Genomic DNA, 22,489 nt, shown 5'->3' with positions numbered 1-22,489 from the left:
TGCGCCAGCGTCTGGTCATCATCGCTCCTGCTCAGCCCGAAGTCGTTGCGGCACCAGGTTCGGGGCGCTCGGGTTGATCAGGCAGTGGCGCGGGCGCTGATCAATCAACTCGGATCAACTGGAGTGCGGGTGGGCAGACGAGAGCGGCCGATCGATCCCGAGGAGGGGCCGGTCCAGCGGTTCGCGTGGGAGCTGCGGCAACTGCGGGAGAAGGCGGGCTCGCCGAACTACCGGACGCTCGCGCAGCGCGCGCACTACTCCGCCACGGCGCTGTCCCAGGCGGCCGCGGGAGAGCAACTCCCCTCGCTCCCGGTGGCTCTCGCGTACGTCCAGGCGTGCGAAGGCGATGTGGCCCAATGGGAGCAGCGCTGGCGCCAGGCCGCGAAGGGCGAGGCCGACCCGACCCCGTACCTCGGGCTGACGGCGTTCGGGATCGGGGACGCCGACCGGTTCTTCGGACGGGACGAGCTCGCCGCCGACCTCACGGACCGCGTCCGGCGGCAGCGCGTGGTCGGGGTGTTCGGACCGTCCGGGTCCGGCAAGTCCTCGTTGGTCCACGCCGGGGTGCTGCCCGCACTGACGGACTGGACGGTCGTCACCGCGACGCCCACGACCTGGCGGGGCGACCGGGCCGACCTCGTGGTCGTCGACCAGTTCGAGGAGCTGTTCACGCACTTCGACAGCACGGTCGACCGGGAGGCGTTCGTCGCGTCGCTGCTCGAGGGCGACCAGCGGGTGCTGCTGGCGGTGCGGGCGGACTTCCTCGGGCACTGCGCCGCGCTGCCCGCGCTGGTGGAGGCGTTGCGCGACGCCCAGGTGCTGGTCGGGCCGATGACCGACGACGAGCTGCGCGCCGCCGTCGAGATGCCGGCCGCGCGGGCCGGGCTGAAGGTGCAACCGGACGTGCTCGCGGCCGTGCTGGCCGACGTGCGCGGGCAGTCGGGCGCGCTGCCGTTGCTGTCGCACGCGCTGCTGGAGACGTGGCGAAGGCGCGAGCGCGGCAGGCTGACGCTCGACGGCTACCGGGCGAGCGGCGGGGTCACCGGTGCCGTCGCCGCCACGGCCGAGAGCACCTACGCCGAGCTGTCCTCCCGTGGACGGGCCGTCGCGCGTGCGGTGCTGCTCAGGCTCGTGCAGACCCACGACGACGTGAACGACCTGCGCCGCCGTGCCCCGCTCGACGAGGTGATGGCCGCGGGCAGACCGTCCGACACGGCACACGTCGTGAACGTCCTCGCGAACGCACGGCTGATCGTGGTCGCGGACGGCGTGGTCGAGCTCGCGCATGAAGCTCTCGTGCGCGCGTGGCCACGATTGCGCCAGTGGATCGACGACGACCGGGTGTCGTTGCGGCTGCACCGCGACTTCACCACCGCCGCGGCCGCGTGGCACTCGGCCGGCCGCGATCCCGGTGAGCTCTACCGGGGTGCCCGGCTCGCGGCGATGCGCGAGCTGGCGGGCCGGTTCGAGTGGACCGTCTCGTCCAACGAGCTGGAACGCGAGTTCCTGCAGGCGGCGGTGGACGAGGAGTACGCGTCCCGGGAGGCGGCCGACCGGCAGTCGCGCCGGCTGCGGACGCTGGTGAAGTCGCTGGCCGTGCTGACGGTGGCGTGCCTGGTGGTGATGTCGGTCGCGGTCGTGCAGGGCAACGCCGCGCGCAGGGAGCAGCGGGTCGCCGAGTCGCGTCAGCTGGCCGTGCAGGCGCAGGAGCTCAGCGCGTCCTGGCCGGACGCCGCCGCCCAACTGGCCGTGGACGCCTACCGCACCTCCGCGACCGCCGAGGCGCGCGGGGCGTTGCTCAGCACCGCGGCCTACAAGCCGGCGCGCACGGTGCTCAAGGACCACCGCGGACCGGTTCGCGCGGTCGCGTTCAGCGCCGACAGCTCGCTGTTCGCGACTGCGGGCGAGGACCACTCGGTGCTGCTCCGCTCGCCCTCTTCCGCGGCGTCGCCCGTGACTTTGTCGCAGCACAACGGAACTGTGCGCGCGCTCGCGTTCATGCCCGGCGGCTCGGTGCTGGTGTCGGCAGGCGACGACCGGCGGATCATCTTGTGGGACACCGGAACGCACCTGCCGTTGCGGACCATCTCCCTAGACGCCGGGATACGGGTGCTGGTGCTCTCGGCGGACGGGTCGACCGCCGCGGTGGCGACGGCCGACGGGCTGATCTCGTTGTGGCGCACGGACGACTGGACGCGCACGAACACCGTTCTGCACGAACTGGGCGAGGTCCACTCGTTGTCGTTGAACGGCTCCGTGCTCGCCGCGGGCGGACAGAAGGGCACGTTGGTGGTGGAGAACGGCGTAGCGCGCACGTTCACCGATCACGTCGCTGCCGTTCGCACGGTCGCGTTGAGTCCCGACGGCCGTGTGCTCGCATCGGGCGGAGACGACTACCAGGTGGTGTTGCGAGTCCTGGCCACCGGCAAGACGTCGGGGCTGCGCAGGCACGTCGGCGCCGTGCACTCGGTGCAGTTCGACGCGAGCGGCACCAAGCTCGTGTCGACCAGCGACGACGGCAGCATCCGCTGGTGGACCGTCCCCGACGGCGGCTGGCTGACCGGTCTGATCACCCGCACGCACCCGTTCTACGTGGCGGCGCTCAGCCCGGACGGCACCTGGTTCGCGGCGGGCGGCGACGAGAGCGTGAGCCTCTGGAACCTGCCCCTGCCGCCCCTGACCGGCCACACCAGCCCGCCGGACGGCATCGCGCTCTCCCCGGACGGCGCGACGCTCGCCACCGGCGGGCGCGACCGGATGGTCCTGCTGTGGAACCGCGAGGGCAGGCAGGTCGGACGCATCGACGTCCCGGCGCACGTGACGGCGCTGGCGTTCCGGACCGCCGACGAGCTCGTGGTCGCCGACGTGCGCGGCGTGCTGTCGTCGTGGCGGACCGACGGCCAGCTCCTGCACACGTGGCAGGAGCACCGAGGCGCGATCAAGGGCCTGGTCGTCTCCGGTGACCGCGCGGTGACCGGCGGGGCGGACGCGGCGGTCGTGGTGCAGGACCTGAACTCGGCCGAACCGGGCCGCTCGCTGCCAACGGGTCACGCGGGCCCGGTGAACACCGTGGCGCTGCTCGGCGACCTGGTCGTCTCCGGCGGCGCCGACGGGCGCGTGCTGCGGTGGACGGGCGACCAGGCGACGGTGATCAGGGAGTCCGGACCGGCGGTGAAGTCGATCGCCGCCGTACCGGGCTCGGACCTGCTGGTGGTGGGCGACGCGGGCGGCGAGGTCGCCCTGTGGGGCCTCGACGGCTCGGCGCGCACACTCGTCACCGGCCGGGGCGCGGTCGGGGCGGTCGCCGCCAGCCGCGACGGCAAGACCGTGGCGGCCGCCGCGAACGACAGCCTGATCACGTTGTGGCAGGTCACCGACGGCGCCCAGGTCGCGACGCTGACCGGGCACACCGGCCCGGTCAACGCCGTGCTGTTCGACGCGGACGACGACCTCACGTCGTCGGGGCCGGACCCGCGGGTGATCAGGTGGGACCTGGACCCCGACCAGGTGATCGGCCGGCTGTCAGCGCGCCAGGTCCGGTAGGACCTCGGCCCCGGTGAGCTTCATCAGCACGTCACCGGGGATGAGGATCTTGCTGCCGCGGATGCCGCTGCCCACGATCAGCTCCGGGGCGGCGGCCACCTCGGGCGAGACGAGGATCGGCCAGTCCGCGGGCGCACCGATGGGCGTGATGCCGCCGTACTCCATGCCGGTCAACGCCACGGCCTCGTCCATCGGCGCGAACGACGCCTTGCGCGCGTCGAGCCGCTTGCGGATGACGCCGTTCACGTCCGCACGCATGGTCGCGAGCACCATGCACGCTGCATAACGCACGACGTCGCCGCGCTTGCCGGCGACGACCACGCAGTTGGCCGACGCTTCGAGCGGCGAGCCGTAGTGCGCGCAGAACTCGGCGGTGTCGGCGAGGGTCGGGTCGATCTCCGCCACCGCGACGCGGTCGGCGCCGTCGAGCGTTTTCAGGGCGGCCGCGACCGGCTCGGGCACGAGGTCGAGGCGGGAAAGCACAGGTACGGGTTCGAGAGACCCGGCGATGGTCCACACGGTATCTATTGTCGCTGCTTCGCAGACTCCGGCGAACTCGCCTGGTAGCTGGTCGTCCGGTTGCCCCTTCGCCTCGATTGGGCTGCGCCGAATCGAGGCGAAGGGGCAACCGGACGACCAGCGCGAGTTCGCACCATCCTGCCAAACTCGGTTTGACCTTGACGCAACGTCAACCCCTACCTTCAGTTCCAGAGCGCGAAGGGGGAACCGGAATGGCCTGGTCGATCGCCCAGGTGGCCCGGATGTCGAAGGTGACGTCCAGGACGCTGCGGCACTACGACTCGATCGGGCTGCTGCCGCCGGCCTGGATCGGCGACAACGGTTACCGCTACTACGAGAAGGAGCAGGTCCACCGCCTGCAGCAGATCCTGCTGCTGCGCGACCTCGGCCTGGGCCTCGACGTGGTGGCGCAGATGTTGAACGGCACGGACCAGCTGACCGTCCTGCGCGACCACCACCGGTGGCTGCAATCGGAACGGCAACGGCTGGACCGGCTCGCCAACACCGTCGCGCGGACGATCGCGGAACTGGAAGGAGGGGACGAGATGAAGATGGAAGAGCTGTTCGACGGCTTCGACGCGAAGAAGCAGGAGCGCCACGAGGCCGAGCTCGTCGAACGCTACGGCGACGGTGCGCGCGAGCACATCGCCCAGAGCAAGGAGAAGATGAAGGGCTGGACGCGTGCCGACGCGGACCGGTTCATGGCCGAGTGGCGCGACATCGCCGCGGCGCTCGGCGAGCTCTACACAGCGGGCACGGCGATCGACGCTCCTGAGACGCAGGAGCTCATCGACCGCCACTACCGCTGGATCTGCCTGAGCTGGACGCCCAACCGGGAGGCCTACCAGGGCCTCGGCGACCTCTACGTCGACTCGGACGAGTTCCGGGGCAACTTCGAGGTCGAGGGCGGCGGCAACATGGCCGAGTGGTTGCGTGACGCCATGGCGCACTACGCCGTGACGCGCCTGTAGGTGAGTGCCGGGAGCTGCAGATCCCGGCTACTCGGACAGCCCGAACACCTTCAACGCCTCCCGGTTGAACGCCGGCAGGTCGTCGGGGTTGCGGGAAGTCACGAGCGTCCACCCGTTCATGTCGCAGACCCTGACCTCCTGGTCCGCCCAGTCGGCGCCCGCGTTGCGCAGGTCGGTCTGCAGGCTCGGGAACGAGGTGACCATCTTGCCGCGCACGACGTCGGACTCGACGAGCAGCCACGGTCCGTGGCAGATGGCCGCGATCGGCTTGCCGGCGGCGACGAGGGCCTTGACCAGCTCCACGGCGTCCTTGTCCATGCGCAGGAAGTCGCTGTTGGCGACGCCACCGGGGATCACCGCACCGTCGTAGTCGTCCGCGCTGGCGTCGGCGAAGGTCGTGTCGACGGGGAACGCGTCGGCGGGCGTGAGGTGGTGGAAGCCGCGGACCTCACCGAGCTTCGGCGCGAGCAGGCGCGGCACACCGCCGGCCTTCTCGACGTGGGCCCACGGGTCCGTCAGCTCGACCTGCTCGATGCCCTCTTCCGCCACCAGGAACGCGATCTTCTTCTGTTCAGCCATGCACTTCGGCTACCCGGCGAAGAAGGAGACCAACCTGTGCCTGATCTCGCTCCGATGGGTGATCATCGGTGACGGCGAGTCGATCAGCCACAGCTCGCCGTTCGGGAACGCAGCGGCCGTCTCCTTCGCCACGTCCTCGGGGTGCAGCGGGTCGCCGGTGGCCGCGATGACCAGCACCGGAGCCGACACGGCTGCCAACGACGACGCGTCGGCAACGGCCACCTGACCCGGCAACTGCTCGGCGGCGGCCTCCAGGCGCTTCAGCGCGGCCCGCCGTTCGGCCACGTAGATCGGCGGCCCGGTGGTCAGGTCGGAGAGCATCTGGAGCGTGAACGGCTGCCGGGGCCGGTCCAGCACCGCGGGCAGCAGCAGGGCGACGCGCCGGAAGCGGCCGGGCTCCTGCGACAGCAGCCGGACCAGCGCGCCCGCGCCCAGCGACACGCCGACGGCGTGATCGGCCTCGACGGTGCCCAGGTCGGCCGCGATCCGCCCGTAGTCCCAGTAGCCGGTCGGCGCGTCCGGGGCGTCACCATGGGACGGCAGCGTCACCACCACACGGGTGCCGGGCAGCCCGGAGGCGGGGATGCGCGCCTCGCCGGGCGTGGCGCCGAGGCCGTGGGCGACGAGCGTGACCGGTGAGCCCGAGCCGTACGAGTGCGTGATCACCAACGCGGGCCGCGCTGGACCTCGATCAGCTTCGGGCGCACGTCCACCATGTAGACGAGCACCGCGACGAGGCCGGCCAACCAGAAGATCGCGCCGACGTCGCCGGGCCTGAACAGCAGCAGGGCCGCGGCGCCACCGCCGGTGATCCCCAGCCAGGCGGGCTTGGTCATGCGCTCGATCGCGGTGAACGCGTCGACCCGCTGGCTCAGGACGTGGAAGAACGCGAACAGGCCGAAGATGCTGAACCCCACGTCGGCAAGGAAGTAGACGATGCCGTCGAGGTTCCAGATGCTGATGACCGGCAGGTAGAACACAGGGCCAGCCTACGTGCCGGTACGCGAAGAGGGGAGCGGCCCGGTCAGGCCGCTCCCCTCCTCAGACCTCAGCGACTCACTTGGTGGTGTTCGGCGTGGTCTTCTTCGCAGCGGTGGTGGTGCTGCGGGTCGTGGTCGCCGGCTTGCGCGGCGCGGTGCGGTTCGCGGTCTTGCGGGCGGTGCTGCGCACCTCGTGCGCGGCCTCGCCACCGACCTCGACGATCTCCTCGGCCAGCTTCTCGGCCGCGTCCTCGACCTCGTTGGCGACCTTCTCGCCGACCGAACGGGTGCGGCGGGTCACCTTGCCGAGCACGTCGTCCGCGAGGACCTTGGCGTCGGCGGCGGCGGACTCGGCGCGCTTCTGCGCGGCCTCGACGGCCTGCTCGACCTGCTCCACGGCCTGCTTGACCTGCGGCTGGGCCTTGATCTGCTCCAGCGTCTGCTCGCCCTGGTCGGCGAGGTAGGTGTACAGGTTCACCGCGGAGGCGGTGTAGGCGTCGACGAGCTTCTTCAGCTCGGCCGGCTGCAGCTTCTCGCGCAGGTCCTTGAGCTCGTTCGGGATGTCGACGGCCTGGCTGCGGGCCTCGTCGGCGCGCTCCTTGGCCTTGCCCAGCGCCTCGACCACGGCCTTGGCGGCGAGGTCACCGGCACCGAGCGCGGCGAGCAGCGCCTGGCGGGCGGCGTGGGCGGCCTGCTCGGCACCCTTGCGAACGTCGTCCTGGGTCAGCTTCGGCATGGAGATCAGTCCTCCTGTTGTTTGGCGGCGTTCTCCCGCCTGAAAGATTCGTAGACGTCGAGCAGCACCTGCTTCTGCCGCTCGGTCAGATCGGTCGCGGCGACGATGGCGTCCGCCAACGCACCGCCTTCGCGCTGCTGGAGGATCCCGGCCTCGACGTAGAGCACTTCGGCCGAGATGCGCAGCCCCTTGGCGATCTGCTGCAGGATCTCCGCACTGGGCTTGCGCAGTCCCCGCTCGATCTGGCTGAGGTAGGGGTTCGACACACCCGCCTGCTTCGCCAACTCCCGCAAGGAGATCTTGGCGGAGTTGCGCTGCTCGCGGATGTACTCACCGATGTTGCGGCCGAGGTCCGCGACTGCTTTGTCGATGGACTTGTCCACTGTTCCCGCTCCCGTTCCTCGTGCCAACAACCACGTTAGCGACGAGTGCTAGCAGTTGCAAGCACGCTGCTAGCAATCGCTGCGTGGGCTCCGCCACAGCGATACCGTGGGGGTGACATGGACGACGCCGGAGCCCTGCGCGCCGAGTTGGCGGACCACCTGCTCGGCACTGGAGTGCTGCGCGATCCCCGGTGGCACAAGGCTTTTCGCGCCGTTCCCCGGCACGGGTTCCTGCCGCACTTCTACCGCCTGCTGCCGAGCGGAGACTGGGAGCGCGTCGCCTCGGGCGATCCCGGGTGGCTCGAACTCGTCTACGCCGACGACGCCTGGGTCACCCAGTTCGACGGCGACGACGCGGTGACCGGTGGCACACCGACCTCCTCGTCGAGCATGCCCACGATCATGGCGATCATGCTGGAGGCACTGGACGTCCACACCGGACAGACGGTCCTCGAGGTCGGCACCGGAACGGGCTACAACGCCGCGCTCCTGTGCCACGCACTGGGGTCGGACCGGGTCACCACGATCGACGTCGACCCGTTCGTCTCCCGGCGCGCGCAGGAACGACTGCACGACAACGGTTTCTTCCCCGCCTGCGTGACGGGTGACGGCGCGCTCGGCCACCCGGAGCGCGCTCCGTACGACCGAGTGCTCGCCACCTGCTCCGTCTCGACCGTCCCGCCCGCCTGGCTGGAGCAGACGCGGCCGGGCGGTCTGGTCGTGACGACGTTGCACCGGCCGCTCGGCGCGGGGCTGGTGCTGATCACGTCCAACGGCGACGGGACCGGCGAAGGCCGCGTGCTCCCCGAGGACGGGCGCTTCATGCCGTTGCGCGCGCACGCCCTGACGCCGGCGCTCGCCGAGGCGGGCGGGTCCGACCGCCGCACCACCACTCTGCCGTTCACGGTGCTCACCCCGGCGAACCCGTTCGAGTTCTTCGCGGGCACCGCCCTGCCGGACGTCGTCCCGGGGCCGGACCGGTTGGCCCATTCGGACGGATCGTGGGTGCACCACCGCGGCTCGCACGTCGACCAGGGCGGCCCCCGCCGGCTGTGGGACCTCGTGGAAGCCGCCTTCGACGAATGGCGTGACCTGGGCGAACCCCGCCGAGGCCAGTTCGGCGTCAGCATCGGGACCGACGGTCAGCACCTGACCCTCGGCGGCCGGAGCTGGCACCTGTGATCAACAACTGAACGTCACGACACGGGTCACTGAATCGACCCCGGGCGGATGCGGTGCGTCATGATTCGTCGCATGTCCAGATTCCGTCAGCAGGCGTTGCTGACCGGCTGCGTGCTGACCGCGCTGCTCACCGCGGCCGGGCTGTTCGTCACCGACCACGGCATCAACCCGCACCTGTGGCTGGTCGTGCTCGCGCTGGCGTTCCTGGGCTTGCTGGCTCTGCTCGACCCGTGGGTCCGCCGCAGGCACAACGCCGAACTGAGCAGCGACGAGCACCTCGACGCGGCGTGCCGCGCGCTCGCCGTCGGCCTGCAGGCGCAGTGGAACGAGGAGGTCCGCTCCCGCGGCCTCACCGACCCGGACGTGCTCGACCTGCACTGGGTCGCGCCCGAGCTGGACGTGAGCGACGAGCCGGACGCGCCGCCCGGACGCAGCGACGCCGTGGTGGGCGCGTTCGAACGGCAGCTCAACCACCGCATGGTGGTCATCGGCGAGGCCGGCAGCGGCAAGTCGACGGTCGCGATGCTGCTGACGTGCGGCTTGCTGGACCGCTACGACGGCGGCATGGTCCCGGTGCTGCTGCCGCTGTCGACGTGGAACCCGGCGGTCGAGGACGTCCGCACGTGGCTCACGCGCAGGCTGTACGAGGACCACCCGGCGTTGCGCAACACCGAGCTGTACGGCAGCTACGCCGGTGATCTGCTGGTCGAGCAGCACCTGGTCCTGCCGATCCTCGACGGCCTCGACGACATCCCCGCGCACCAGCGCGCGGACGCCCTCACCCGGATCGCGAAGGCGTTCGGGAACCGGCCACTGGTGCTGACCTGCCGCACCGACGAGTTCGCGCAGGCCGTCCACCTCGCCGGGCCGCTGCCGGGCGCGGACGTCGTCGAACTGACCCCGCTCGACCTGGACGAGGTCGCCGCCTACCTGCGGGCGAGCGCCGACAGCTGGGGCGCGGCCCGCTGGGAGCCGGTGTTCATCCAGCTGCGCGAGGAACCGGACGGCAGGCTCGCGGACGCGCTCTCCACGCCGCTCACGATGTGGCTGGCCAGCATGGTCTACGCGGACAGCGAGGCCGAACCGACCGAACTGCTCGACCGGGGCCGCTTCCCGGACGCGCGGGCGATCTCCGACCACCTCTGCGACGAACTGGTGTCGCGGGCGTTCGGCAACAGGGCGTTCGCGCACCACGCCAAGGCCTCGCAGGTCTGGCCGCGGGACAGGGCGCGCAAGTGGCTCGAGTTCCTGGCCCACGAGATGCGCGACCGGGGCATCCGCGAACTGGCCTGGTGGGAGCTGCGCCGGTCGGTCGGCAGCACGTGGCTCGCGGTGCTCGGGGCACTGGTGCTGGGCGCCATCGGCGGCTTCGGCGTCGGCTGGCTGATGGCGTACTCGATCACGCCGAAGCTGGCGCCGATCACCGGACTGGTCGCAGGCATCGGCGTCGGAGCGGCCGCGCTCACCGCGTCGCAGGAGCGCAAGACCAAGCCACGGCTGGGGATCTGGCGCAGCCTGCTGCTGGTGCCCGGTGTGCTCGGCCTCGCCGCCGGGCTCGTCTTCGGTGCCCTGTACGGACTTTCCGCCGGCCTCGTGGTCGGCCTCGGGCTCGCCGTGGCGATCGCGCTGCGGTTCGCGTTGTCGAGCGCCGCCGAGCTGTCCCAGGCCTCCAGTCCTCAATGGACGATGGCGCGCGACCGGATCGCGGTGTGGACGGGTTCTCTCGTGCTGGCCGTGGTGTTCGGCTCGGCGGCCGCGCTCGTGTTCGGCCCGGCCCAGACCGGGATGGTCGGGTTGGGACTCGCGTCCGGCCTGATGCTCGGCTTCGCGCTCGCGGTGCTGCACCTGCGCTGGTGGTGGTTCACCGTCGCGCGGATCTGGCTGGCGCTGCGCGGGAAGCTGCCGTGGGAGCTGATGGTGTTCTTGGAAGACGCGCGCAAGCTCGGCGTGCTCTGCCGGGCGGGGGCCTGCTACCAGTTCCGGCACGGGCTGGTGCAGGACCGCCTGGCAGAGCACGAGGTCACTACTCGGTCCGCAGGCCAAGTGCTCCGGTCGCCCTTCTCAGCGAGGGCAACGTCAGAGCAGTGACCAGCAGGACCAGACCCACCGAGATGCCGGTGACGACGCCGATGCCTGTCCAGTCGTAGTGGACCTCGGCGTCGAACGCCTTCGTCACGAGCACGCCGAGCAGGATCCCGGTGCCGACCGACACGACCGTCGAGATCACCAGCGGGATCCCGTTCTGCCACACCAGCGACAACGCGAGCGTGCGGCGCGGCACGCCACTGGCCGCCATCGCGGCGAGCGGGCGCCGTCGTTCCCGCACCTGCTCCATGCCCACGACCAGCAGTGACGCGCCCGCGAGCAGCAACGTGAGCAGCGCGGCCGCGTAGAGCGCCCTGCGCACCGCGAGGAACACCTGCTCGATCTCGGAGGTGCTGTCCTCGCCGTAGAAGATCGTGTGCACCCGCCACGAGTAGGGCGCGAGGGCGTTGCGCACGTGCTCCACGACGTCCGGCCGCGAGGTGTCCACCTCCGCCTGGAGCTCGGTGTGCGAGCCGGTCAGGTCGAGGCCCGCGGCGGCGGCCGGAGTGGCGTAGAGGCCGAAGACGTTGCCGTTCGCGCGCTCCACCGCGGGCACCGTCCACGTCCCACCGGTCTTCGCGAAGGTGAGGGTGTCACCGGCCTTCGGGTCGCCGACGCCGTTGCCGGACGGCACCAGGTAGGTCCTGCCGTCCGCGCAGTCCGCGATGCGCACCACCAGTTCCAGCGCGGCGCACGTCCCCACCGAGACGGAGGTGTGGTCGTTGTCCTGCGTCGTCGCGTACGTGCTCCGCAAGGTCTCCACCCGGCGGACACCCTGCGTCCCGGCCAGCACGCCCGGCAGTTCCGGCAGAGGGGTGGTCTCGTTCACCGTGACGGAGAGGGAGGGGTTGTCCCGCTCCCGCTGGTCCTCGGCCCTCACCTCGTTCTCGACGCTCGCCAGGGTCATCTGCAGCGTCACGGTGCCCGCGAGCACCACCGCCACCCCGCCGACGACCCTGGCCGCCGTGCCCGCGTCGAGCTGCAACCGGCGCACGGCCAGTTGCAACGCGGGCGTGGCGCCGCGCACCTGGTGGACGACCCGTTCGACGAGCCACGGCAGCAACGCGGGCACCGCGAACATGAGCAGGACGACACCGCCGATGACCGGCCACGACTCGGCCTTGCTCCCGTTCGCGAACTTGCCGGCCTGGCTCCCCAGCAGCGCCACGCCGCCCAGCGCGGGGATGACCCGCCACCACAGCCTGCGCCGGACCGGCTTCTGCTCGCGCACGACGCCGAGCGGTTCGACGATCGTCCGCCGCATGGCGAACACCGAGGTCAGCACCGCCAGGACCGGCACGGAGACGATCACGACGAGCGTCAGCGGCAGAGTCGGGGTGAGGTCGCTCGGGAACGTCGCGACCTCGGGCAGCGGGATGTCGTCGGCGAGCGGCCTGATGGCGAACATCAGCCCGAACCCGATGAGGAGTCCCACCACCGCGCCGGCCAGCGCCTCCCCGGAGGCGATCAGCCTGACCCGGGACGCACCCGCTCCGACCAGCCGCAGGGCGGCCAGGCGGCGGTCGCGCTGAGCCGCCGCCAGCCTGGTCGCGACGCTCACGAACACCAGCACGGGGAACAGCAGCACGACCGCGCCGACGATGCTCAGCATCAGCAGGACCGTCGGCAGCCCGCCGCCGCTGCCCTCCTTGCCGAACCCGTGGGCCTGGTTGCCGTCGTTCGGCTGGATCGTCGCGTCCCCCGCGAGGAACCGCAGGTCGAGCGGCCCGTCCATGCCCTCCGGGGCGAACGTGCCGATCACCTTCTGGGGGAACCTCGGCCGCAGCAGTACGCCCTCGGGGCTCGCCAGCAGGTCCGCGAGGTGCGGCGACACGATGATCTCGCCGTCGCCCGGCAGGCGGTCGACGCCGGGTGGCTTGGGCGCGTCCGACACGAGCGCCCGCACGTACTCGCCCCTGACGTAGTCGGACCGGAACGCGACCGATCCGTTCTCCACCAGCAGCGGTGCGGGCCCTGTGCCCTCCTCCACGACCTCGCGGGCGTCGTCGCGCAGGTCGCGGTTGCCGAAGGCGGTCGGGATCGACGCCGCGAGGAGCAGCACCGCCACGCACATGCCGATGCCGGCCCCTTGGAGCGCGAGCCTCACCCAGGACTTCCGGCTGCCCCCGACAGCCAGCCGGACCCCCAGGGCGAGATCGCTCAGCACGCGCCTCACCTGACGAACTCCACGTCCCGCGAACGGCCGTCGCGCACCACGACCTCGCGGTCGGAGTAGGCGGCGACCCGCGCCTCGTGCGTCACGAGGACGACGGCCGCGCCGGTCTCCCTGGCCGCGGTCGTGAGCAGGTGCATGACCCGTTCGCCGTTCAGCGAGTCGAGCGCACCCGTGGGTTCGTCGGCGAAGACCACCTTCGGCGCCGTGACCAGCGCACGGGCGACCGCGACGCGTTGGCCCTGACCACCGGAGGTCTCGCCGGGACGCTGGTCCGCGACGGTGTCGACCTCGAGCCTCTCCATCCAGTCGCGGGAGGCGCGTTCGGCGTCCTTGCGCTTCATGCCGCTGAGCCGCAGCGGGAGAGCCACGTTCTCCAGGCACGTCAGTTCCGGCACGAGCTGGCCGAACTGGAAGACGAACCCGAACTCGGTCCTGCGCAGCTCGCTGCGGGCGTTGTCCGTCATCGCGGTCAGGTCCTGGCCGCGATAAGTGACCGTGCCCGAGTCCGGCGGGAGGATGCCCGCGAGGCAGTGCAGCAGGGTCGACTTGCCGGACCCGGACGGGCCCATGATCGCGACGACCTCGCCCTCGCGGATCGCGATGCCGGCGCCGTCCAGCGCGCTCGTCTTCCCGAACGACTTGTGCAGGCCCTCGGCGGACAGCAGCGTCGTCATCGGGCCACCTCCTCGGCGAGTGCGTCCAGGCGTGCCGCGGTCAGCTCGAGCCACCGCAGGTCGGCTTCGAGGTGGAACAGGGCGAAGTCGCAGATCAGCTGGTCGGCGAGGTCGCCGTCCACCTTGCGCCTGGTGAGGTCGCGCATGGCCCGCAGGTGCGCCGCGCGCTGGGTGTCGAGCACCTCGGTCGCGCTGCGGCCGGACAGCAGGGCCAGCACGACCTTCGCGTAGAGCGTGTTCTGCAGGTACGGCTCGGGCTTCTCCGGCGTGCCGAGCCAGCGCTCCACGTCGGTGACCCCGGCGTCCGTGATCGCGTACCGCTTGCGCTCCGGACCGTCCCCCGCCTCGACGCCGGCCTCGCTCACGAGGCCGTTCTTCAGCAACCTCGACAGGGTCGAATACACCTGTCCGTAGTGCAACGGCCGGTCCTGCCCGAAACGCTCGTCATAGGCGCGCTTCAGGTCGTACCCGTGCCTTGGACCGCCTTCTAGCAGCCCCAACAGTGCGTGTCCGATCGACATGAGGAGCACTATACACACCATGTATACACCGAGTGCATTCCTCGGACGGCCTGACGGCGACCGCCGTGGCGCCTACAGTGGTGGGGTGACTGGTCTGACTGTCGGCTGGGATCACGACGTCGAGCTGCTGCTCGACTTCCTGAACACTCGACACGTACTGGACAGTGAAGCCTCCTGGCGCGCGTGGGTAGCCGAGCGCGGCCTCGGGCGGAGCAGCGAAATCGCGCAGGCGCGCGCCGCTCGTGCGGCACTGCGGTCGTCCATCGAGGGGTCCTCGGGACCTCAGACGGCAGCGGGTGTCGTGCACATCGAGCTGACCGACGGCGTCCCGGTGCTGTCGAGCTCGGACGCGCTCGGCGCGGTGCTCGCCGCGTCGGCCCGCCTCGCGGTGCTGGGCTCGTGGGAACGCTTCAAGATCTGTCCGGCCGACGATTGCCAACGCGCGTTCTTCGACCGTTCCCGCAACCGCTCACGCACCTGGTGCTCGATGCAGGTGTGCGGCAACCGCGAGAAGGCGCGCACGTTCCGCAAGAGAACGAGAGCTCAGAACAGCACGTTGGCCACGGTGTAGATCACCAGGCCGGCGAGCGCGCCGACCACCGTCCCGTTGATCCGGATGAACTGCAGGTCCCTGCCGACCTGCAGTTCGATCTTGCGCGAGGTCTCCTCCGCGTCCCAGCGCTCGACCGTGTCCGTGATCAGCGTGGTGATCTCCGCGCGGTAGTTGCTCACGACGTACCCGGCGGCCTGCTCCAGCCAGCCGTCGACCTTGGCGCGCAACTCGTCGTCGGTCGTCAGGTTCGTGCCGAGCGTGATCAGCCCCTGCGTGACGCGCTTGCGCAGCTCGCTCGACGGGTCCTCGGCGGCGTCGATGAGCATCTTCTTGGCCGTGCCCCAGGCGCTGCTGATCACCTTCTGCACGTCGGGGTGGTTGATGACCTGCTGCTTGACCTGCTCGGCCTTCTGCATGGTCGTCGGGTCGGTCTGCATGTCGCTCGAGAACTCGATCATGAACTGGTCGACCGCGAGCCGCATCGGGTGGTTGACGTCGGTCTTGACCGCCCACGCGAAGTTGACCAGCTCGGTGTAGACCTTGTCGCCGAGCATCGCGTCGACGAACTTGGGCGACCACGTGGGCGCCCGGTCCGTGACGATGAGGCTGACCTTGTCGTAGTTGTCGCGCACCCACTCGTAGGCGCGGTCGCACATGAGGTCGACGAGCTTGTGGTGCGCCCCGTCCGTGAGGACCTGCTCGAGCAGCTTGCCGAGCGGCGGCCCCCACGGCTTCTCCGTGACGCGCTTGACGATCGCCTGCTCGACGACGGCCTGGACCTCCTCGTCCTTGAGGACCGTGATCGCGCCCTTGAGGACGTTCGCGAGCTCGGTGGTGATCCGTTCCGCGTTCTCCGGCTGCTTGATCCACGCCCCGGCGCGCTCCGCGATGCCCGCCCGGCGGAGCTTGTCCTGCACCACCTCGGGGCTGAGGAAGTTGACGCCCACGAAGTCGCCGAGCGTCTGCCCGAACATGTTCTTGCGCTCGGGGATGATCGCGGTGTGCGGGATCGGCAGGCCGAGGGGACGCCGGAACAGCGCCGTGACGGCGAACCAGTCGGCGAGCGCGCCGACCATGCCGGCCTCCGCGGCGGCCCGGACGTAGCCCACCCAGGCGCCCTCGAAGAGGTGGGTGCCGAAGAAGATGACCGTCGCGCCTATCAGGAAGCTCGTCGCGACGAGCTTCATCTTGCGCAGGTCGGTGCGCTTCTGCTGGTCAGCGGCGGTCAGTTGCTCCACACGTCCATTGTCCGTCAACTTCCGGCTTGAGGGCCGATCTTGCAGGCCCGGCTCCTCGGCCAATCGCGTTTCCGCCCGCCGCCGGCTGCCGGGCCGCATCAAGGGCACGTTCGATCCGACAGGGGGGAGAGCCCCCTGACAACAGCGATTTCTCACATCCCCGTGAGGCGGACTTCCCTCGGCACCCGATCCAGGTGAAGATCCTGCGTTGTGCGGGTACCAGCGCTAGTTCCTCGTTTGCAGCCGTTCACGTCGACCATCTTCGCGGAGATGACGGCGCTGGCCGTGCAGCACGACGCCGTCAACCTCGGTCAGGGCTTCCCCGACACCGACGGGCCGGGGTCGATGCTCGCGGCGGCCCAGTCGGCCATCGCGTCGGGCGTGAACCAGTACCCGCCCGGCCCGGGCATGCCGGTGCTGCGCCGCGCCGTCGCCGCCCACCGCTCGCGGTACGGGCTGTCGTACGACCCGGACACCGAGGTGCTGGTGACGGTCGGCGCCACCGAGGCGATCGCGGCGTCGCTGCTGGCGCTGGTCGAGGCCGGTGACGAGGTCATCCTGATCGAGCCGTACTACGACTCGTACGCCGCCTCCGTGGCCATGGCCGGGGCGACGCGCGTGACCGTCGGCCTGCGCGAGGACGCCTCCGGGCGGCTCGCGCTGGACGTGGACGCCCTGCGCGCGGCCGTCACGCCGCGGACGCGGGCCATCCTCGTCAACTCGCCGCACAACCCGACCGGCACGGTGTTCCGCTTGGAGGAGCTCCAAGCGATCGCGGCCCTGTGCGTCGAGCACGACCTGCTCGCGATCACCGACGAGGTGTACGAGCACCTGGTGTTCGACGGGCTCGTCCACATCCCGCTGGCCTCGCTGCCGGGGATGGCGTCGCGGACGTTGTCGATCTCGGGCGCCGGCAAGACGTTCAACTGCACCGGCTGGAAGATCGGCTGGGTGTGCGGGCCCGCCGAGCTCGTCGGAGCCGTTCGTGCGGCCAAGCAGTTCATGACCTTCGTGGGCGGCGCGCCGTTCCAGCCCGCCGTGGCCCACGCCCTGACCGCCGAACTGGACTGGGTCACGTCCCTGCGCGGCTCCCTCGCCTCGAAGCGCGCGCGTCTGGCCGAGGGCCTGCGTGCGGCCGGGTTCGAGGTGCGTTCGTCGGAGGGCACGTACTTCATCTGCGCCGACGTCCGCCCGCTCGGCTACACGGACGGCCTGGCGTTGTGCCGCGACCTGCCCGCCAAGATCGGCGTCGCGGCCGTGCCGGTCCAGGTGTTCACGGACACGCCCGAGCAGTGGAAGCACCTGATCCGCTTCGCGTTCTGCAAGCAGGACGCGGTGATCGACGAGGCCGTGGAGCGCCTCCATAAACTGTAGTTGTCCACAGGTGTGGATGAGTTTCTCCACAGCTGTGGACAACCCACTTTCGGGTGAGGTGTGGAGCCTCCGGCCCGGGGTTCGACTCCAAATGGCATGGACTCGAACACTGAGGTTCTCGTGGGGTGGCGTTCCGGCCTGCACGGCTGGGACGCCCTCGTCGAACGCTACTCCCGCCTCGTCTGGTCGGTGCCCAGATCGTTCCGGCTGAGCCAGGCCGACGCCGCCGACGTCTACCAGTGCACGTGGCTCTGCCTGGCCGAACAGCTCACCCGCCTCCGAGAGCCCGAACACCTCGGAGCGTGGCTGGTCCGTACCGCCACACGGCAGTCGATCACCGTGCTGCGGGTGCGCGGCCGCGAGGTCTCGTACGACCTGTGGGAGCCCGCCTCCGTCCTGCCGGCCCCCGACGAGGTCGCGATCACCAACGACCGGCAGCGCCGGCTGTGGTCCGCGCTCATGACCTTGAACGAGCGGTGCCAGCGCCTCCTGCGGATCGCCGCCCACAGCCCCGAACTGAGTTATGCACAGGTTGCCGACGCCCTGGGGATGAAGGTGGGGAGCGTTGGCTCCACGCGCACCCGTTGCCTCGCTGACCTGCGACGGAAGCTGGAGGGCCTGCGATGAGGGACGCGCTGCTCGACGAGATCGCCGACCTGTTCGGCTCGGACACCCCGCCGCCCGTCCCCAGCCCGCGCCCGACCGGCCTGGCCACGATGGAGGCTGTGGACGAACCGGTTCGCGGCCCGTCCCGGCAGCTCGCGTTCCACGTCGGCACCGGCCGCCTGCACCTGCAGGTCGACCCCGGCCACCTCACCGGCGTGCTGGACGGCCTCACCACCGCCGTTGAGGTCCACTCGCCGACGTCGAAGACCACCCTCCACCCGGACCCCGAAGGCTGGTTCCGCGCGGCGGTCAAGCCCGGACCGGTGTGCGTCACCGTGCCCGGCCTGGGCCTCACGACGGGCTGGTTCGTCGCATGAGCGCCAGCGCCGATCCCCGCGCCACCATCGCGACGACCGTGGTCCGCGGCACCAGAACCCAACGCGCTGACGCGTTGCACGACCTGAGCGTCGCCCACGTCGAGCTCGGCCACCTCGATGCCGCCGCACAGGTCGCGCGGCGCGGGTTGCGGCTCACCGGCGAGGCGCGGTTCCACCTCACGCTCGCGTGGATCGACCTCGACCGGGGGCGGCGGAAGCAGAGCCTCCGGCACCTCGACGCGGCCACGCCGCACCTGCGGGGGCGCGAGCTGGCCAGGGCGAGGTGCCTGCGCGGGCTGCACCTCTGCCAGACGGCCGAGCCAAGGCTGGCCGTCGCCGAGCTCACCGCGGTCATCAGGGAACTGCGCCGGTACGGCGACGACCGGTGGCTGGCGAACGCGTTGATCGGGCGCGGGATCGCGCGGTGCGGCGCCATCAGGCTGGGTGCGGCCGAGGCCGACTTCGCCTCGGCGCAGACGCTGCTGCAGGCGATCGGGGAGCCGGGGCGCGCGGCGATGGCGTTGCACAACAGGGGGTTCGTCGCGATGCTCGCCGGCGACCTGCCGCTCGCACTCCGCCGGTACGAGGAGGCGGCGAAGGCCGGTCTCGACTCCACGAGCCGGCCCGAGGCGCTCGTGGACCGCGCCGAGGCGCTGCTCGCGGCCGGACTCACCACCGAGGCGCGACGGGTGCTCGCTCCCGCGATGGAGTTGCTGCGCCGGTGCAACCGGCACGTGCCCGAGCTGGCCGTGCTGAGCGCGCGGTGTGCGTTGCGCGACGGGGATCCCGAGCCCGCGCGGAAGCTGGGCGGCACCGACGTCGAGTTCATGCTCGCCGCCGGGGAGCTCGACGCCGTTGCGGCGCACCGGTTCCGCGGGCCGGCGCAGACGCGGGCGCTCGGGTGGCTCGCGCAGGCCCGCCGGTCGGATCGCCGCGGTGCGCTGGCGGCCTGCCGGGCCGGGCTCAAGGTGCTCGACGAGCACCACGGCGACTGGCCGCGCCGCGAGCTGACCGGACACGCGCTCGAACTCGCCCGAACCGCGCGCGAAGTCCTGCACTGGTCGGAGCAGCACCGCCGCAGGATGTCGTTGCCTCCCAACGATCCTGAACTCGCACGAGCACTCGCACGCCTGCGCCGGGCACGCGCGCACGGGCTGCCGGTCGAAGCGCTGGAACGGGACGTCCGCCGGCTCACCCTCGCCTCCGCGCCGCGCTCCGGCGATGCGCCCGCGACCCCCGATCTGCCGCTGGTCAGCTTCATCCTCCACAAAGGACGGATGCGGGCCGTGACGGTCGAGAACGGCCGCGCGAGCCTCCGCGAGGTGGAGGACCCGGCACGGCTGGTGCGGGAGGCGAGACTGGCGGTCGCCGCCGGACGACCAGTCCCCGGTCTCCTCCCCGACGCCGAAGAGGTGGTCGTGATCCCGGACGGCGTGCTCCACGAGATGCCGTGGGCGGCACTGGGTCAGCGGGTGCACGTCCTCCCGTCGCTGCGGCACTGGCGACCGGCAACCAGAGGGGGTTACCGGATGTGGGTGACCGGACCGGGAGTCCGCAGTGAAGTCCCCGCGCTCCAACGAGAACACGGCGGCACGATCGTCAAGTCCACTGTGGAGGCAACGCTCGCGGGCATGGAAGGCGCGAAGATCGCGCACATCGCGGCGCACGGGCACGTCCACCCCGGCAACCCGCTCTTCTCGCACCTCGACCTCGGCGACGGCCCGCTCTACGGCTACGACGTCGCGAGGCTCGGGAACCCACCGGAGGTCGTCGTGCTGTCCGCCTGCGAGTCCGGGCTCGCCCGCGCCTTCCTCGACGCCGGCACCAGGACCGTGATCGCCAGCGTCCTGCCGGTACCCGACGCGCGGGTCGGCGAGGCCATGGCCGAGGTGCACCGCCGGATCGACCACCCCGCGGAGGCGGCGAGGGCCGTCGCCCACCTCGGGTTCAGCTGTTACGGCACCGGCACCAGGGTGGCGGCGTGCAGCGCGGCGGCGAAGGAGGTGCCCGTGCAGAGGAGCTGCGAGGAGCCGACGGTGGCCGGCACGTCGACGCCGGACGCGACCACGTCCACCCACGGGCCACGTCCCGAGAAGCCGGCCGGAGCACCCACCGCCGTCACCGCGGGCAGGGCCGCGGGCCACCAGGGGCGGTCGGAACCGCCGTTGCCCGCCGCGGCCACGACGTTGCCGCCGCACGAGGCCAGCACCGGCGGGCAGAGGTCGTCGAACGAGTAGGTGCCCGAGGCCACCAGCACCACCGGCAGGTCGCGGGTCGCGCGCAGGGCGGCGGCGAGCGTCAGGTCGTCGCCGAAGCCGGCGGCGCACAGCACGGGGAACGGGCGGACCGAGGCGCCGTGGTGGCGGAGCACGCCCGCGACCAATTCGCCGTGCGGAGCGTCGAGAGCGGTGTCGAGCAACGCGACCGTGCCCTCGCCCAACAGCTCCGGCAGGCGCTCGCCGACGACCGGGCGGGAGGTGCCGATCATGATCGGACAGGCGAAGTGGACGTGGTTCGGGGTGGCCCCGACGTCCGCCGCGATCTCGGCGACCCGTTCACGTTCGGACGATTTCAGGTGCATGCGAATGGCGCCGGAAGCGATCTCCTCGTGCGAGTAGACGCTTCGCAAGCGCTTGCGCACAGTGGGTGCGTCCGGTGGCAGCACGATCAGTTCCCCCGAACGGAGCAAGGACTCGTTTGGTCCCGCTCGATCGTGCACCACGATCGGGCCGAGCGCCGCGGAGGCGTGATCGGCCAGCTCAGAGAGGCTGTTGACCTGTTTGGGCGCGTCCACATCGGACACCATCCCGCGCGGCGACACGGTCCACACGGGACCGAAGCGCAATGTCACTCGATCCGATGACGACACTGAGGGTGTTCGTGCCTGATCAGGCGGACACGGACAGCCGCACAAGACCGCCCTTCCGGGTGTTTAACGCCGAGTTGGTTCACGAAGTCACTCTCCGGTGCTAGACATAGCCCTACGTCGACCTCCGACGGCGCTGTGCGTTGAGGGTGAGCCTGAAACGGTGGACGGGTGGTGATCCTGTGGCGAGTGGTGGAGTTCGTGCACTGCTGCTGCGGACCGCTGCCCTCGGCGGCTTCACCGCCGCCGCCTGGCTGCTGAGCGGGACGTCCGCGGCCGCCAGCCCGGAAGAGCCCCCTGCCGTCGAGATCACCGCCGAGACCACCGCCTCCGAGGCCCCGCAGCTGCGGGAGGACCCGGCCAGGTGGGCGGAGGCGTTCACCGCGTCCGTCCTCGAGAAGCACCAGCCGGCCAGGCTCGTGCCGCCGCCCGCCGTGACGCGGCCCGCCGAGGAGCCCGCGCACGAGGAGCCCGCGGACGAGGGCCCGGTCCTCGACTTCACCGGTGGCTCGCAGGGCAACAGCCGCTCGGGCTCCGTCACGAACGAGGCGCCTCCCGAGGTCGTCGCTGCCAAGGCCCAGGTCCGCGCCGCCAAGGTCGCCGCGAAGCTCGCGGCCGAGGCACCCCCGCCCCCTCCGCCGCCGCCCGCACCGCCCGTCGTGGTGCCCAAGCAGGCCGTGCCCCTTTTGCCCGATCTTCCGGTGCCCACTCCCGTGAAGACCGAACCCGCGCCGGCGAACGACTACAACTGGTCGGCTCCCGGCCCGGACGCGCCGCTGCCCACCCCGCAGCCCGCACCCGCGGTCGCGACGGCCTCCGTGTCGTCCGGCCACACCGACAACTCCGGCGGCACGCGCGGCGTGCTCGCCGTCCTGACGTCGCACAACTCGCTCTTCCCGCCCACCACGTGGTCGGTCGAGGAGCGTCGCGACGGCACTGCGCCCGGCAGCATTCCGGGCCTTCCCGCAACGTCACCCGACTGAGTCCGACAGGACAAGTCTGCCCTCTGCGCGATTTGTGACCCTCTCGTGGCGTCGCGCCAGTAACTCCGCAAGACATTTCCCGTTGTACGCAAGGAACCCAGTCTTCCTGACCTGCCAACCGCGCCCTGGCAGGTCGGGTCTGG

General features: G+C 71.2%; 20 protein-coding genes. 10 read left to right on the top strand and 10 right to left on the bottom strand.

Annotation, left to right across the window (positions count from 1 at the left end; all coding sequences use genetic code 11):
- Nucleotides 1-129: 129 nt before the first annotated feature.
- Nucleotides 130-3,543 carry a WD40 repeat domain-containing protein gene (locus BMY74_RS22245; protein WP_089918946.1) on the top strand — a complete coding sequence of 1,138 codons (3,414 nt, stop codon included), beginning with the start codon at nucleotides 130-132 and terminating at the stop codon, nucleotides 3,541-3,543.
- On the opposite strand, the gene BMY74_RS22240 is transcribed toward BMY74_RS22245, so the two are convergent.
- A complete protein-coding gene (locus tag BMY74_RS22240; RefSeq protein WP_245786299.1) occupies nucleotides 3,523-4,071 on the bottom strand; it encodes a YbaK/EbsC family protein in 549 nt (182 codons plus the stop codon). The genes BMY74_RS22245 and BMY74_RS22240 overlap by 21 nt on opposite strands.
- Nucleotides 4,072-4,274: 203 nt before the next feature.
- Between BMY74_RS22240 and BMY74_RS22235 the strand changes: the two genes are divergently transcribed.
- Nucleotides 4,275-5,033 (top strand): MerR family transcriptional regulator, encoded by a 759-nt coding sequence (locus BMY74_RS22235; protein ID WP_089918943.1) that lies wholly within the window; start codon nucleotides 4,275-4,277, stop codon nucleotides 5,031-5,033.
- Between the two features lie 27 nt (nucleotides 5,034-5,060).
- On the opposite strand, the gene BMY74_RS22230 is transcribed toward BMY74_RS22235, so the two are convergent.
- The 5 genes from BMY74_RS22230 to BMY74_RS22210 form a co-directional block, all read right to left on the bottom strand.
- The gene (locus BMY74_RS22230) at nucleotides 5,061-5,612 is read right to left on the bottom strand and encodes a type 1 glutamine amidotransferase domain-containing protein (protein ID WP_089918941.1); all 552 of its coding nucleotides are present in this window, start codon (nucleotides 5,610-5,612) and stop codon (nucleotides 5,061-5,063) included.
- A 9-nt stretch (nucleotides 5,613-5,621) separates the two neighbouring features.
- The gene (locus BMY74_RS22225) at nucleotides 5,622-6,278 is read right to left on the bottom strand and encodes an alpha/beta fold hydrolase (RefSeq protein WP_089918938.1); all 657 of its coding nucleotides are present in this window, start codon (nucleotides 6,276-6,278) and stop codon (nucleotides 5,622-5,624) included.
- Nucleotides 6,275-6,568 carry a DUF2516 family protein gene (locus tag BMY74_RS22220; protein WP_089919150.1) on the bottom strand — a complete coding sequence of 98 codons (294 nt, stop codon included), beginning with the start codon at nucleotides 6,566-6,568 and terminating at the stop codon, nucleotides 6,275-6,277. Before BMY74_RS22220 ends, BMY74_RS22225 begins: the two co-directional genes overlap by 4 nt.
- 100 nt (nucleotides 6,569-6,668) lie before the next feature.
- Nucleotides 6,669-7,328: a hypothetical protein gene (locus BMY74_RS22215; protein WP_089918935.1), complete on the bottom strand. Its 660-nt coding sequence runs from the start codon at nucleotides 7,326-7,328 to the stop codon at nucleotides 6,669-6,671.
- Nucleotides 7,329-7,333: 5 nt separating this feature from the next.
- The gene (locus BMY74_RS22210; protein ID WP_089918933.1) at nucleotides 7,334-7,711 is read right to left on the bottom strand and encodes a helix-turn-helix domain-containing protein; all 378 of its coding nucleotides are present in this window, start codon (nucleotides 7,709-7,711) and stop codon (nucleotides 7,334-7,336) included.
- Between the two features lie 117 nt (nucleotides 7,712-7,828).
- Here BMY74_RS22210 and BMY74_RS22205 point away from each other — a divergent pair, with 117 nt between their 5' ends.
- Nucleotides 7,829-8,893: a methyltransferase domain-containing protein gene (locus BMY74_RS22205; protein ID WP_089918930.1), complete on the top strand. Its 1,065-nt coding sequence runs from the start codon at nucleotides 7,829-7,831 to the stop codon at nucleotides 8,891-8,893.
- Nucleotides 8,894-8,965: 72 nt separating this feature from the next.
- Nucleotides 8,966-10,981, top strand: a complete 2,016-nt coding sequence (locus tag BMY74_RS22200) for an NACHT domain-containing protein (protein WP_245786287.1) — start codon at nucleotides 8,966-8,968, stop codon at nucleotides 10,979-10,981.
- Here BMY74_RS22200 and BMY74_RS22195 read toward each other — a convergent pair.
- From BMY74_RS22195 to BMY74_RS22185, 3 genes are read right to left on the bottom strand one after another with little or no spacing between them, the layout of a single operon-like run.
- Nucleotides 10,917-13,145: an FtsX-like permease family protein gene (locus tag BMY74_RS22195; protein WP_143091659.1), complete on the bottom strand. Its 2,229-nt coding sequence runs from the start codon at nucleotides 13,143-13,145 to the stop codon at nucleotides 10,917-10,919. The two genes, BMY74_RS22200 and BMY74_RS22195, sit on opposite strands and share 65 nt — an antisense overlap.
- Nucleotides 13,146-13,150: 5 nt before the next feature.
- The gene (locus tag BMY74_RS22190) at nucleotides 13,151-13,828 is read right to left on the bottom strand and encodes an ABC transporter ATP-binding protein (RefSeq protein WP_089918927.1); all 678 of its coding nucleotides are present in this window, start codon (nucleotides 13,826-13,828) and stop codon (nucleotides 13,151-13,153) included.
- Nucleotides 13,825-14,349: a PadR family transcriptional regulator gene (locus BMY74_RS22185; protein ID WP_089919146.1), complete on the bottom strand. Its 525-nt coding sequence runs from the start codon at nucleotides 14,347-14,349 to the stop codon at nucleotides 13,825-13,827. Before BMY74_RS22185 ends, BMY74_RS22190 begins: the two co-directional genes overlap by 4 nt.
- Before the next feature lie 85 nt (nucleotides 14,350-14,434).
- Here BMY74_RS22185 and BMY74_RS22180 point away from each other — a divergent pair, with 85 nt between their 5' ends.
- On the top strand, nucleotides 14,435-14,920 hold the full coding sequence (locus BMY74_RS22180; RefSeq protein WP_245786286.1) for a CGNR zinc finger domain-containing protein: 486 nt from the start codon (nucleotides 14,435-14,437) through the stop codon (nucleotides 14,918-14,920).
- Here the strand turns inward: BMY74_RS22180 and BMY74_RS22175 are convergent.
- On the bottom strand, nucleotides 14,893-16,089 hold the full coding sequence (locus BMY74_RS22175; RefSeq protein WP_245786298.1) for a DUF445 domain-containing protein: 1,197 nt from the start codon (nucleotides 16,087-16,089) through the stop codon (nucleotides 14,893-14,895). The genes BMY74_RS22180 and BMY74_RS22175 overlap by 28 nt on opposite strands.
- 261 nt (nucleotides 16,090-16,350) lie before the next feature.
- Here BMY74_RS22175 and BMY74_RS22170 point away from each other — a divergent pair, with 261 nt between their 5' ends.
- The 5 genes from BMY74_RS22170 to BMY74_RS22150 all read left to right on the top strand — a co-directional run bounded on the left by BMY74_RS22170 (nucleotide 16,351) and on the right by BMY74_RS22150 (nucleotide 22,346).
- A complete protein-coding gene (locus BMY74_RS22170) occupies nucleotides 16,351-17,514 on the top strand; it encodes a pyridoxal phosphate-dependent aminotransferase (RefSeq protein WP_089918920.1) in 1,164 nt (387 codons plus the stop codon).
- Between the two features lie 96 nt (nucleotides 17,515-17,610).
- Nucleotides 17,611-18,141, top strand: coding sequence for an RNA polymerase sigma factor (locus BMY74_RS22165; RefSeq protein ID WP_089918918.1), 531 nt, complete (start codon nucleotides 17,611-17,613; stop codon nucleotides 18,139-18,141).
- Nucleotides 18,138-18,497 carry a hypothetical protein gene (locus BMY74_RS22160; protein WP_089918917.1) on the top strand — a complete coding sequence of 120 codons (360 nt, stop codon included), beginning with the start codon at nucleotides 18,138-18,140 and terminating at the stop codon, nucleotides 18,495-18,497. Before BMY74_RS22165 ends, BMY74_RS22160 begins: the two co-directional genes overlap by 4 nt.
- On the top strand, nucleotides 18,494-20,734 hold the full coding sequence (locus tag BMY74_RS22155) for a CHAT domain-containing protein (protein ID WP_089918915.1): 2,241 nt from the start codon (nucleotides 18,494-18,496) through the stop codon (nucleotides 20,732-20,734). The genes BMY74_RS22160 and BMY74_RS22155 overlap by 4 nt, the downstream gene beginning before the upstream one ends.
- 811 nt (nucleotides 20,735-21,545) lie before the next feature.
- Complete coding sequence (locus BMY74_RS22150) at nucleotides 21,546-22,346, top strand: hypothetical protein (RefSeq protein ID WP_089918914.1); 801 nt, start codon at nucleotides 21,546-21,548, stop codon at nucleotides 22,344-22,346.
- Nucleotides 22,347-22,489 lie beyond the last annotated feature (143 nt).

This window comes from Lentzea albida, assembly GCF_900111005.1.
Lineage (GTDB): Bacteria > Actinomycetota > Actinomycetes > Mycobacteriales > Pseudonocardiaceae > Lentzea > Lentzea albida.
The sequence above is the reverse complement of the archived record's forward strand: the minus strand, read 5'-3'. Positions and strand labels throughout refer to the sequence as shown.